This is a genomic window from Polaribacter atrinae (assembly GCF_038023995.1).
Taxonomy (GTDB): domain Bacteria; phylum Bacteroidota; class Bacteroidia; order Flavobacteriales; family Flavobacteriaceae; genus Polaribacter; species Polaribacter atrinae.
Genome location: NZ_CP150660.1, coordinates 2,259,568 through 2,272,166 on the forward strand (window position 1 = coordinate 2,259,568; position 12,599 = coordinate 2,272,166).

At 32.2% G+C, this 12,599-nt stretch carries 10 protein-coding genes; 6 read left to right on the forward strand and 4 right to left on the reverse strand.

Translation table 11 applies throughout. The features are described from left to right. The first annotated feature begins 55 nt into the window (after positions 1-55). The 5 genes from WG945_RS09880 to WG945_RS09900 all read left to right on the forward strand — a co-directional run bounded on the left by WG945_RS09880 (position 56) and on the right by WG945_RS09900 (position 5,651). Entirely contained in the window at positions 56-421 is a 366-nt protein-coding gene (locus WG945_RS09880) for a hypothetical protein (RefSeq protein ID WP_157603514.1), read from the forward strand. 329 nt (positions 422-750) lie between these two features. After that, positions 751-1,674, forward strand: a complete 924-nt coding sequence (locus WG945_RS09885; RefSeq protein ID WP_068447528.1) for a hypothetical protein — start codon at positions 751-753, stop codon at positions 1,672-1,674. A gap of 4 nt (positions 1,675-1,678) precedes the next feature. Next, positions 1,679-3,664, forward strand: a complete 1,986-nt coding sequence (locus WG945_RS09890; protein WP_068447530.1) for a TonB-dependent receptor plug domain-containing protein — start codon at positions 1,679-1,681, stop codon at positions 3,662-3,664. Between the two features lie 41 nt (positions 3,665-3,705). Beyond that, positions 3,706-4,563, forward strand: coding sequence for an MbnP family protein (locus WG945_RS09895; RefSeq protein ID WP_068447532.1), 858 nt, complete (start codon positions 3,706-3,708; stop codon positions 4,561-4,563). 65 nt (positions 4,564-4,628) lie between these two features. Then, positions 4,629-5,651, forward strand: coding sequence for a cytochrome-c peroxidase (locus WG945_RS09900; RefSeq protein ID WP_068447533.1), 1,023 nt, complete (start codon positions 4,629-4,631; stop codon positions 5,649-5,651). 67 nt (positions 5,652-5,718) lie between these two features. On the opposite strand, the gene WG945_RS09905 is transcribed toward WG945_RS09900, so the two are convergent. From WG945_RS09905 to WG945_RS09920, 4 genes are all read right to left on the reverse strand, one after another. Next, positions 5,719-6,003: an addiction module antidote protein gene (locus WG945_RS09905; RefSeq protein WP_068447535.1), complete on the reverse strand. Its 285-nt coding sequence runs from the start codon at positions 6,001-6,003 to the stop codon at positions 5,719-5,721. A 3-nt stretch (positions 6,004-6,006) separates the two neighbouring features. Then, positions 6,007-6,306: a type II toxin-antitoxin system RelE/ParE family toxin gene (locus WG945_RS09910; RefSeq protein WP_068447537.1), complete on the reverse strand. Its 300-nt coding sequence runs from the start codon at positions 6,304-6,306 to the stop codon at positions 6,007-6,009. Between the two features lie 159 nt (positions 6,307-6,465). Then, positions 6,466-7,758, reverse strand: a complete 1,293-nt coding sequence (locus tag WG945_RS09915) for an aminopeptidase P family protein (protein ID WP_068447539.1) — start codon at positions 7,756-7,758, stop codon at positions 6,466-6,468. A 399-nt stretch (positions 7,759-8,157) separates the two neighbouring features. Continuing rightward, complete coding sequence (locus tag WG945_RS09920; protein ID WP_068447540.1) at positions 8,158-9,474, reverse strand: DEAD/DEAH box helicase; 1,317 nt, start codon at positions 9,472-9,474, stop codon at positions 8,158-8,160. Between the two features lie 165 nt (positions 9,475-9,639). Here WG945_RS09920 and WG945_RS09925 point away from each other — a divergent pair, with 165 nt between their 5' ends. Beyond that, positions 9,640-12,465: a WD40/YVTN/BNR-like repeat-containing protein gene (locus WG945_RS09925; RefSeq protein ID WP_068447542.1), complete on the forward strand. Its 2,826-nt coding sequence runs from the start codon at positions 9,640-9,642 to the stop codon at positions 12,463-12,465. Positions 12,466-12,599: the final 134 nt, after the last annotated feature.

A 12,599-nucleotide genomic window follows, 5' to 3' on the forward strand; every position in this document is an offset into this window, starting at 1 on the left:
TTTTATAAGATTACTATTCTTAGGAAGTTTTATAAAAAAACAAGATATTTGTATCGTGAAAATAGCAGCCATATTTTTATCGTTATTCTTGCTTTCTAAGCCCTTGCTTCCGTTATTGGAATATGCTGCTTTTTACGATTATATTAAAAATGAACTTTGTGAAAACAAAGATGCTCCAGAATTACAGTGTAACGGAAAATGTCATTTAGCAAAACAAATTGTTAAAGCGGGAGACACTGAAAATGGTTCAGAAAAAAACCAATCTTTTTCAATAGAAATGTCTATTGTTTATTTTCAAGATACAAATCTTAATTATTCGTTCTTTTCACTAAAAGAACAACGTTTAAAAGTAACATCTCTTTATAGTAATATTTATAAATACAATTATATAGATACTATTTTTCACCCACCACTTGTTTAATTTCTACATAAAACAAGGAATCCTTATACCACATTTTACAATGTTTGGCTAAATAATATATTTAGCTAAGTAGTACAATCTGTATACTTTTAATTAGCAATAATTAAACAGTAGATAGCAACACTATTTTATACTTGTATTTGTACAAAAAAACATCTTTGTACAACTGGTGTAAGTGCCTCCTTCCTATTTCTTTTAGTGGTAATAAAGCAATTTTAACTATTGTGCTCACCTAATAATACACGGTACTTTTATTTTAAAAAGGTACTCGAGTATTTATTTAGATCCACTATTTTTTAAACAGTTTTTAATAAAACAGTCTATAAATAATGAAACATTTACATTTTATTGTAATTGCAATTCTTGTTGTGATTACTTCTTGTACGCTAGATAAAACAGATTACGAAGCAGAATTAAACGTTGAAACTACCGAGTATATAGAATTCGAAGAAGTTACATCAATAATTAGCGGAGATTATACCATTAGTATAGAAGCCTTAAATGGTACTTTATACAAAGGCTACAATGAAGTGCATCTAAAAATCAGCAATACACTAACTGATGAATTTTTAGACAGTTCTAAAGTTACTTTTCTACCAATAATGACGGATGCCAACGGTAATAAAGTTTCTTGTCCGCATGAGTATAATTTATCTTACGATTCAAGTGAAGCATATTATTTAGGATACGTTGTATTTACTAGCGAAAGTAGTTCTACTGTAGATTGGCAGTTATATATCGATTTTACAGATAGTGATGAAACTCATGCTCAAAATCAAATTATTACTGTGGAAGAACAAGTAAATAAAAACCTCAACATGACTGCTTTTACAGGAAATGACGATGAACAATATTTTATTGCGCTCGTTGCTCCTCAAAGTCCAAGTGTTGCACAAAACGATTTGCTTGCGGGTATTTACAAATACAACAAACCGACAACTATAGCAGGTGTTTTTCCAGATCCTTCTCAATTTTCGTATTCAATTGTAGATGCACATACGTTACTTATAGATCCTAGAATGCCAGAGCCTTCTATGGGAAATCATTCATCATCAAACAACCAAGATTTAGAACAACAAACCGATGGTTTATATCATGGTATTGTAAATTATACAATGACAGGAAATTGGACGCTGAATTTCATCCTAAAAAATGAAAATAATGTCACCATAAAAGGGACTGAGGTTTCTACAGAGTTTACTCCAGGAGTTGAAGGTGAAAAAGGCGAGCTTTTTATTGACATTTTATTTTAAATCGATGAAAAAAATAACCATAGTATTGCTCTTATTAACAACATTTGTAAACGCGCAAACGGTACCAAAAAAAAGAGATAGTTTAGGAGGAGTTTTGGACGAAGTTGTAATTATTGCTGCCAAAAAGAAGAAAATAGAAACAGATATGAAAATGGCTGTTTCTGTTGATGAATTTCTGGCATCTTCAGACAACATCAGTTTTATTAAACGTGGTGCGTATGCTTGGGAACCTCTGCTAAATAACATGAGCACAGAGCGTTCTTTAGTTACCATAGATGGTATGCACGTTTTTGGAGCTTGTACCGATAAAATGGATCCGGTAACTTCTTATGTAGAAAGTAATAACTTATCTGATATTGATATAAAATCCGGACAATCAGGAAGCTTACATGGCGCCACTGTAGCGGGTAGTATCGATCTAAAAAGAAAAAGTACCGCATTCGGATTTTCAAAAAAATGGAGCGGAGCCTATCAAACTGGTTTTGAGTTTAACAATAGTCAGTTTTTTAACCTTGCTAATGCTTCTTATTCCGATGATAAATTGGTGGTTGATGGAAGTATTTCTAACAGAAAAGCAGAAAACTATAGCGATGGTAATAACGATGAAGTAAACCATTCTCAATTCGAAAAATTGAATGCCTCTTTAGGAGTTGCCTACAAAACGAGTGATTTATCCTCTGTAAGAGTGGATGCAATTTTTGATAGAGCTAAAAACGTTGGTTTCCCTGCATTACCTATGGATTTATCATTGTCTAGAGCTTTAATTACGTCTGTTGCCTACAAACAATTTTTCGAAAAAGGAATTGTAAAAGTTTGGGATACCAAAGTTTATTTTAATGCTGTAGAGCATTATATGGATGATACTACGCGTCCGGAAAACTTGGTGCATATGGACATGCCAGGTTGGAGCACCACCTATGGTTTGATTTCTAAAGTGAATCTTCAAAAAGACAATTTATCGTCAGAAGTGCAATTGAATGCTTACACTAATTTATCTATTGCAGAAATGCGAATGTATCCGCAAGACAGAAGCGAACGAACCATGTTTGCCTATAGTTGGCCTTGGGTTACTACTACCTATGCAGGACTTTCAATGAATAATTTATGGGATATTTCTGATACAAGTCAGTTAAGTTTTGGAGGATCTTTAGGGTTTAATTACAATTATTCTAAATATGTAGAATTCAATTGGATTTTTCATCCTGGAACACCACAAGAAAAAACAAGATTTTTACCAAGTTTAAATGCAAGTTATCATTTAAATGTAGGTGATTTCGATTTTTCTGTTGGTGGTGGTTACGGGCATAGAGCGCCTTCTGTTTCCGAAGGATATGGATATTATATTTATAACAGTTTCGATAGATATGATTACATCGGAAATCCGGATTTAAAAAATGAAATTTCTTATGAAACCAATGCAAGTGCTGGGTTTAAAAATGAAAAACTGAGTGTACAAGCCAAAGTGAATTACTTCTATATTAAAAATTACATTATAGGAAGAATTTTAAGTTTAGGAAGCCCAATGAACTATCAATCTGTTGGTGTAAAGGGATATACCTCTTTAGATTATGCCACATTGTTCAATTTCTCATTAAATACCAAGTATAATATATTACAAAATTTGCACTGGAAAGGAACCTTAACTTACGCGAGAGGTTTAAATGATAGTAAAAATAACTTACCATTTATCCGTCCGTTGAGCTACCAAAGTTCTTTACATTTTTCTCATAAAAAATTCAGCTTTTTAACATCACTAAATGGCGACTTTACGCAGCGTAATTATAGTCCAGAATTTGGAGAGGACGAAACACCATCATATAAAAATTGGAATGTTTCTGCAGATTATACTTTTTACATTAATAATTACAAAACGGTTTTTCAAGTAGGTGCAGAAAACCTGTTTAATGAATATTACAGCACCTACGCAGATTGGGGAAATATCCCAAGAATGGGACGTAATGTCTTTACGTCTTTAAAAATAAATTTTTAAACAATAATTAAAATCAATAAATAACCAGAAAATTTAAACGAATGAAAAATTTAAACAAGTATCTTTTATTATCAATCATATCATTATCAATTATTTCTTGTAGTGAAGATAGTATCCCTGTTGCTAACGATGTAACATTAGCATTTAACAATACCTTTGGAGAAACAACAATTGTTTTAGGAGCATCAACATCTGCAGACGCAACCGTAAACACTTCTACAGAAGGACAAGTACATCATTTTGAAGAATTAAAATATGTAATTAGTAACATTCGTCTTATAAACTCAGAAGGAATAGAATTTCCTTACAATACACAAAACTTAGATGAAGGAGCAACAGTTGTAAATCAAGCAAAAACAGCAACATTACAATATGTTTTAAACGATATTCCTACAGCAGATTACACACAAATAAAATTCGGATTAGGAGTAAAAACAGATTTAAACACTTTAAACGAAGAAAGTTTCCCTAATTTTTATGCAGAAGCAGGTGCCAATGACACACAAATGCACTGGGAATGGGGAACCGGATACCGTTTTACAAAAGTAGAAGGTTTTTACGGAGCTGATAATGCAGAATTGTCTATCCACACAGGTAGTACGCTAGATGAAGATCCTAATGGAGGTGAAGAATATGTACAAGGTGTTAATGCCTATAGAGATATTACATTAGACTTAACTACAAACGCAAAGGTTGGTTCTAGCTCTCCTAAAATTACTATTAAGGCAGACTTTAATGCTTTATTAAGTGGCGCTACAAATACAATTGTATTAAGCTCTAGCAATGCAATACCAAGCACACATCATGCTGGTAACATGGTATTAATAGTTGACAATATTGGAGGTAATGGAGACACAGATATTAAAGGAATGTTTTCTATTGAAAGTGTAGAAAATTAAATCTAAAATTTAGAGTCAGCTTCAATTAAACATTGCAAGCTGGCTCTTTTTCTAAAATAATTAAAATGAAAAAGTTAATACTGAGTTTTTTAATCATACAGCTAATTTCATCTTGTACTAAAGAAGATGTTTATGAGCCTTTTATTTTTTACAACCCAGAAATAGAAGTAGCTATCCCTGTAAATTTCCCAGAATTAAACAATTCGTTTTACACCAATAAACCTACAAAATACGGCGTTAAATTAGGCGAAAAGCTGTTTTTTGATAAAAAACTAAGTGCAAACAATACCATTTCTTGTTCTAGTTGCCACATTCAAGCAAATGCTTTTTCAGATGGCATATCAGAAGCCATCGGTATTTACGGAAGAGTTGGTTTTAGAAATACGCCACCAGTGCAAAACATGGCATTTATGCAATTTTATAATTGGGACGGAAATAAACAAGCTTTAGAAAGTCAGCCTTTAGTTCCTATTATTACACACGAAGAAATGGATTCTTCTATTTTAGAAGTCATTAGCAAACTTGAAACCGAAGAAGAATACCTTCATCTTTTTTACAATGCTTTTGGTGATTCTAAAATAACTGGAGATCGAATTTACAATAGCATTGCGCAATATGAATACACATTAATTTCTGCGAATAGCAAGTACGATAAAGTAAAAAGAAATGAAGGAGAAACCTTTACAGAAAACGAAATTTTAGGATATAAAACCTTTCAAGATAAATGTGCTACTTGCCATAGTACAGAGTTGTTTACAGACCAAAGTTTTAGAAATATAGGCTTCCCTAAAAACCCTAATACAGATGAAGCTGGACGAGCTAGAGTTACAGGGAAAACAGAAGACATTTCTCGTTTTAGAGTGCCTTCTTTAAGAAATATAGAGTACACTGCTCCTTACGGAAGTTTTGGGCAATTTGCTACCTTAAAAGAAGTCTTAGATTATTTAGACAACGGAGTTTTAGAAGCAGATAATTTAGACTCTGTTTTAAAAGAGAATAACAATCAAATTCCTATTACCGAAGAAGAGAAAGACAACCTTATTTTATTTCTAAAAACATTAAGTGACACTGATTTTATTGGGCAATAGTTATTTTTTTCCAAAATTTGTCGACTATCTAAAAATCATATTGTTAGCAACAAATTGCGTTATTTAATTAAACAGATGCCGGATTTATTTGAATTTGTCCTCCGATTGCTTTTAATACTTTCATAATTGTTGCAAACTGAGGCTTTGCTCCATCTGATAATGCTTTGTATAAACTTGGTCTACTTAAACCTGTTTCTTCCGCAATTTTTGTCATACCAATAGCTTTAGCAATATGTCCGATGGCATTAATTATATCAGCATTATTACCTTCTTCTAAAACTGTGTTTAGATATTCAGCAATCATTTCTTTACTATCCAAATAATCCGCTATTTCAAACTTTGAAACTCCCATTTTCTATTTATTTAATTTTCCCCAAATCTCTTTGGCTTTCGCAATATCTGCTTGTTGAGTAGATTTATCTCCTCCAATAAGAAGAACAATTATTTTTTCGTCCTTTTCTTTAAAATAAACACGATAACCTTTAGCAAAGTTTATACGCATTTCCCGAATCCCATCTCCAACAGTTTTACAGTCACCAAAATGTTCGTCAGTTTCTAATTTTTGAATTCTAAACAAGATTTTAGACTTAGCCTTAAAATCTTTTAATTTTCTAAGCCATTTGTCAAATTCTATTGTTTTCTGAATAAAGAACATAAATAATGTATCTAACTGGATACAAATTTACATTTATTTTTTGAAATATTCTAATTGATATTTAATAACAGGAGTTTAATACACTATAAGCCTAATAACTAAAAATTTAGCACAAAAAAAAGCGAGTTATAAAACTCGCTTTTTTTATTTAGTAAAGGCTTAACTTTGCATTATATCCTCAATTTCATCTGCTTCAATAGGTATATTCGCCATTAAATTAAAAGGTTCTCCTTTTTCTTGAACAACTACATCATCTTCTAAACGAATTCCAAAACCTTCTTTCGGAATGTAAATTCCTGGCTCTACAGTAAACACCATATTTGCCGCCATCGGTTTGTGTAACAAACCATAATCATGCGTATCTAAACCAATATGATGGCTTGTTCCGTGCATAAAGTACTTTTTATACGCTGGCCAATCTTTATCCTCATTTTGTACATCTGCCTTGTCTAGTAAACCTAACTTAAGCAATTCAGAAGTCATAATATCTCCAACTTCTACGTGGTATTCTTTCCACATAGTACCAGGAACTAATAATTTTGTAGCTTCTTTTTTAACGTGATTTACAGCATTATAAACCGCTTTTTGTCGATCTGTAAACTTACCAGAAACAGGTACGGTTCTAGACAAATCACTTTTATAATTTGCATATTCAGCAGCAATATCAAACAAAATTAAATCCCCAGCTTTACACTCTTTATTATTTTCTATATAATGTAAAACATTGGCATTATTACCGCTAGCAATAATTGGTGTGTATGCAAACCCTTTAGATCTGTTTCGTACAAACTCATGCAACAATTCTGCTTCAATTTCATACTCCCAAACGCCAGGTTTTATAAAAGATAAAATTCTACGAAAACCTTTTTCTGTAATATTACAAGCATGTTGCATTAAATCTAACTCAATTTGATCTTTTACAGAACGTAATCTTTGTAAAATAGGATTACTTTTTGCTACAGCATGTGCTGGGTATTTTGCCAACAACCATTTTGTAAAACGATCTTCACGCGTTTCCGTTTCTACATTTGCTCTATAATGTTCATTGGTGTTAATGTAAAAAGTATCTGCATAGGTAGACATTTCAAACAAAACCTTTTCTAAATCTTGCAACCACAAAACTGTTTTAATTCCGCTCGTTTCAAAAGCAGCAGCTTTGGTTAGTTTTTCTCCTTCCCAAACAGCTATATGATCGTTGGTTTCTCTTACAAATAAAACCTCTTTATAATTTTCATTTGGACAATCTGGAAACAATAACAACACACTTTCCTCCTGATCTACACCACTTAAAAAGAAAATATCTCTATGCTGCTCAAAAGGCATTGTGCTATCTGCACTAATCGGATAAATATCGTTAGAATTAAAAACCGCGATACTATTTGACTTCATTGCTGAAGCAAAATTTTTACGATTTTTTATAAATAATTTTGAGTCTATTTTATCGTATTTCATTCTGATGAATTTATGTTTAATAACAAAGGTAGCAATATTTAAGCGGCTACAAATTCACGATCAATAAAATATAAAAATCTCTTTCTACAAATTGTTTTTTGGGCGTTTTAACAGGCTTTCCATTATATCTTTTTGCTAAAAAAACAAAAAGGATGTCATTGCAATCCTTAACGCAAATTAGTTACACGTAAAATAGAAGCAATACCACCAAAACTTGTCACTTCGAAGCATTGAGAAGCCACATAACAGTGATAACACAACAACAAACAAAATATATGTGATTTCTCCCTACACTCGAAATGACAAACTACGAGAAAAAAAACCACCAAAAACAAAAGCGTACAAGGTTTCTAAAACCTTGTACGCTTAATAAAATTCGAAAACCTATAAAATTAGTTCCTAAAAACGCTTCTTTTTCGGCGCTCCAGTTCTACCTCTTCCAGAAGTACTTTCTGGTTTATTTCCTTTAAAATGAGGCTTCTTTTTTGGTCTATCTCCTTGAGAAGAACCTCCATTTGTAGGTCTTTTTTTCTTTCCAAAAGATCCTTTACTTTGTGTTGCCGCTCTTTTAGGTGCTGCAGTATCTGTAGGCTCAAAACCTTCTACTACTGTAGAGTTTAACTTCTCTTTTAGTAATTTTTCAATTTCACTTTGGTATTCTGTTTCTTCGCTACAAACTAAAGAAATTGCTTCTCCAGCTGCTCCTGCTCTACCCGTTCTACCAATTCTATGTACGTAATCTTCTGGTACATTTGGTAACTCAAAGTTAATAACATGTGGTAATAATGGAATGTCTAAACCACGAGCTGCAATATCTGTAGCAACTAATGCCTTAATCGTATTGTCTTTAAAGTTTCTTAATGCTTTTGTTCTTGCACCTTGACTTTTATTTCCGTGAATTGCAGCAGCAGAAATACCTGCTTTTATCAATTTCTCGGTTAATTTATTAGCACCATGTTTTGTTCTTGTAAAGATTAAAACCTGATTCCAGTTTCCATCTTTTATCAACTTAATAGTAAACTCTGTTTTTTTGTTTTTATCAACTTTATAAACATTATGAGTTACTTTTTTAGCTGTAGAATTCTGCGGTTCTGCTTCTACAGAGACAGGATTATTTAAAATACCCGAAGCTAATTTTTTAATATCAGTAGAAAAAGTAGCCGAAAACATCAAATTCTGACGTTTTGCTGGCATAAAACTAATCAGTTTATTTAAGTCTCTTGCAAAACCCATATCTAACATTCTATCTGCTTCATCTAAAATTAAAACATCTATTCTGTTAAAAGAAACTGCTTTCTGACTGTGTAAATCTAACAATCTACCTGGTGTTGCTACCAAGATATCTACACCACTTCTTAGTGTTGCTATTTGTGGTTTTGCGTTTACACCTCCAAAAATTACGGCAGATTTAATGTTAACATACTTACTGTATTCTCTAACATTGTCATGCACTTGTGCAGCCAATTCTCTTGTTGGTGTTAGCACCAACGCTCTTAAAGGTCTGTATTTAGGATGCTTTGTCTCTGCTAAATGTTGTAATACTGGTAATGTAAAACCAGCTGTTTTTCCTGTTCCTGTTTGTGCAGAAGCTAAAATGTCTTTACCTTCTAAAATATGTGGAATTGCTTTTTCTTGTATTGGTGATGGTTTGGTATATCCTTTTTCTTCAACTGCTTTTACTAACGCAGCAGATAAACCTAAATCTTTAAATGTCATAAAAATACTTTTTTGAAAGCAACCTTATGTAGTTGTTTCAGCCTGCAAAGATACGTTGTTTAAAATTGAGGATGAATTTTTCTTAAAATTCCTTTTTATGTTAATTTTTTTGATATTGATTTTACAAGTAGTAATTTCATCGTTTTAAACCAAACCTTACTTTTTATGAAGTCTATTTTTACCTCTTTAGCACTCTGTTTTTCACTTATTTCAACTGCTCAGACCACAACAGATTCAAATACCATTCAACAATCTTTAGAAAAGAAGTCTCAAATGATGAATTCTTCTTTGGTTAAAAACATTGAATTCACCAATATTGGTCCTACAGTAATGAGTGGACGTGTGGTAGATATGGATGTAAACCCAAACAATACAACCGAGTTTTATGTTGGGTATGCTTCTGGCGGACTTTGGTATACAAATAATAACGGAACAACGCTTACACCTGTTTTAGACAGTGCTCTAACTCAAAATATTGGAGACATTGCTGTAGATTGGAAAACCGGAACTATTTGGGTAGGTACAGGAGAAAACAACTCTTCGCGCTCTAGTTATGCCGGAATAGGTATTTTAAAATCTACGGATAAAGGAAAAACTTGGACAAATGTTGGTTTAACAGATACGCATCATATTGGTAGAATCCTCATCAACCCTAATAATTCTGATGAAGTGATTGTAGGTGCCATTGGGCATTTATATTCTTCGAATGAAGAAAGAGGGGTTTTTAAAACTACAGACGGAGGAAAAACTTGGACAAAGAGCTTATTTATCAATGAAAACACAGGTATTATAGATCTTGATTTTGCACCTGAAAATTTTAACGTAATGTATGCTGCTTCTTGGGAAAGAGAACGTAAAGCATGGAATTTTGATGGAGATGGAAAAAATTCTGCTATTTACAAAAGTACAGATGCAGGTACTTCTTGGACAAAAATTTCTGATAAAAGCGGTTTCCCTATTGGAGATGGTGTTGGTAGAATTGGATTGGCAGTTTTTAATGAGAACACAGTGTACGCTTTACACGATAGTCAATATAGAAGAGAAACAAAAAAAGAAACAACAGCCTACAATTTAACAAAAGAACAATTCGAAAATTTATCTTCTGCAGATGTTTTAGCACTTAGAAATAAAACTTTAGATAATTATTTAAAAGAATATGGTTTTAGAGAAAAATTTAGAGCAGAAAATGCAAAACAACTTTTAAGACCAGGAGGTTTAAAACCAAAAGAGTTAATGGCTTTTTTAGAGGACGAAATGGCAATTGCTTTTGAAGAACCTGTAATTGGTGCCGAAGTTTTTAAAACAACCAATGGTGGTACTTCTTGGAAAAAAACACATACCGAATATTTAGACGGAGTTAATAGTTCTTACGGATATTATTTTGGTGAAATTAGAGTAAATCTACAAGATGAAAATAGCATTTATATTTTAGGTATTGGTATTATAAAATCTAAAGACGGCGGAAAAACATTTTCTTCTATTAGCAGAGAAAATGTACATGCAGATCATCAAGCTTTGTGGGTAAACTCTAAAAAACCTGGTCATTTAATTGATGGAAATGATGGTGGTTTAAATATTTCTTATGATGATGGAGAAAGCTGGGTAAAATTAAACAATGCTCCACTTGGTCAATTTTATTCTGTAAACGTAGACAATCAAAAAAACTACAATGTTTATGGTGGCCTACAAGATAATGGTGTTTGGTTTGGACCACATAATGCAAAAATTGATAAAGCATGGCATCAAACCGGACAAAACCCTTATAAATCAATTATGGGTGGAGACGGAATGCATGTTCAGGTAGATAATAGAAATCATAATATTGTATATACAGGATATCAATTCGGAAATTATTATCGTCTAAATTTAGAAACTGAAGAAAATAAATACATTCAACCAAAACCAGCTAAAAAAGCAAAACCATACCGTTTTAATTGGCAAACTCCTATTCAGTTATCTAAACACAACCAAGATATTTTATATTTAGGAAGTAATAAATTACATCGATCTTTAAATAACGGTGATGATTGGGAAGAAATTTCTGATGATTTAACTAACGGAGGAAAAAAAGGAAATGTTGCATACGGAACCTTAACCTCTATTTCTGAAAGTCCGTTTCAATTTGGGTTAATTTACACAGGGTCTGATGATGGTGTTATTAGCTTAACAACTAACGGAGGTGGAAGCTGGACCAAAATTTCTAACAATCTTCCACAAGATTTATGGGTTTCTAGAGTCATTGCATCAAAATTTAAAAAAGAGCGTGTATATGCAACTTTAAACGGCTACCGTTTTGATGATTTTACACCTTATGTGTACATGTCTGATGATTACGGACAAACTTGGACAAACATTGGAAACACAATTCCGACCTCTTCTGTAAACGTTATTAAAGAAGATACAGAGAACGAAAACATATTGTATTTAGGTACAGATAACGGACTCTATGTTTCTTTTAACTACGGAACTTCTTGGAATGCTTTTAGTAAAGAATTACCCAATGTTGCTGTACATGATTTAGTGATTCAGCCAACAGCAAAAGATTTAATTGTTGCTACACACGGACGTAGTTTATACAAAACCAACATTGCTTCTTTACAAAAAATGAACGATAGCATTTTAGCAAAATCTATTGCTATTTTTGACATACATAATATTAAAAAGAGTAAAAGATGGGGAAGTTCTAGAAGTCAATGGAGAAAACCAATTACACCAGCAATTACAATTCCTTTTTATGTAAATGCTGATAAAAAAATAACGTTAGATATTTATGCTGAAAAAATAAAAATAAATTCAATTTCTATTGATGCAGATAAAGGTTTTAACAAGGCTATTTATGATGTTTCTTTTTCTGAAAAAGGATTAAAATACTACAAAAAATCGAATAAAAGCACAGAAATTGAAAAAGGAAATAATGATGTGTATTATTTACCAAAAGGAAAATATACTGTTAAAATTGGTAATGAAAAAGCAGGTTTTAAGGTAGAGTAATTTACTTACGTTTTTAAACAATAAAAAAATTATAACGTGTACTCGTTACAAACGAGCACCAGCTTGTGAGAGCACATCATTTTAGACTACTTAATCGCTAGCGCTCGTTTTTAACGAGTGCCGGCAACAATGAG

Coding starts and splice junctions, on each gene's coding strand:
- WG945_RS09885 (WP_068447528.1), top strand. CDS start 751: ATGAAACATTTACATTTTATTGTAATTGCAATTCTTGTTGTGATTACT.
- WG945_RS09890 (WP_068447530.1), top strand. CDS start 1,679: ATGAAAAAAATAACCATAGTATTGCTCTTATTAACAACATTTGTAAAC.
- WG945_RS09895 (WP_068447532.1), top strand. CDS start 3,706: ATGAAAAATTTAAACAAGTATCTTTTATTATCAATCATATCATTATCA.
- WG945_RS09900 (WP_068447533.1), top strand. CDS start 4,629: ATGAAAAAGTTAATACTGAGTTTTTTAATCATACAGCTAATTTCATCT.
- WG945_RS09905 (WP_068447535.1), bottom strand. CDS start 6,003: ATGGGAGTTTCAAAGTTTGAAATAGCGGATTATTTGGATAGTAAAGAA.
- WG945_RS09910 (WP_068447537.1), bottom strand. CDS start 6,306: ATGTTCTTTATTCAGAAAACAATAGAATTTGACAAATGGCTTAGAAAA.
- WG945_RS09915 (WP_068447539.1), bottom strand. CDS start 7,758: ATGAAATACGATAAAATAGACTCAAAATTATTTATAAAAAATCGTAAA.
- WG945_RS09920 (WP_068447540.1), bottom strand. CDS start 9,474: ATGACATTTAAAGATTTAGGTTTATCTGCTGCGTTAGTAAAAGCAGTT.
- WG945_RS09925 (WP_068447542.1), top strand. CDS start 9,640: ATGAAGTCTATTTTTACCTCTTTAGCACTCTGTTTTTCACTTATTTCA.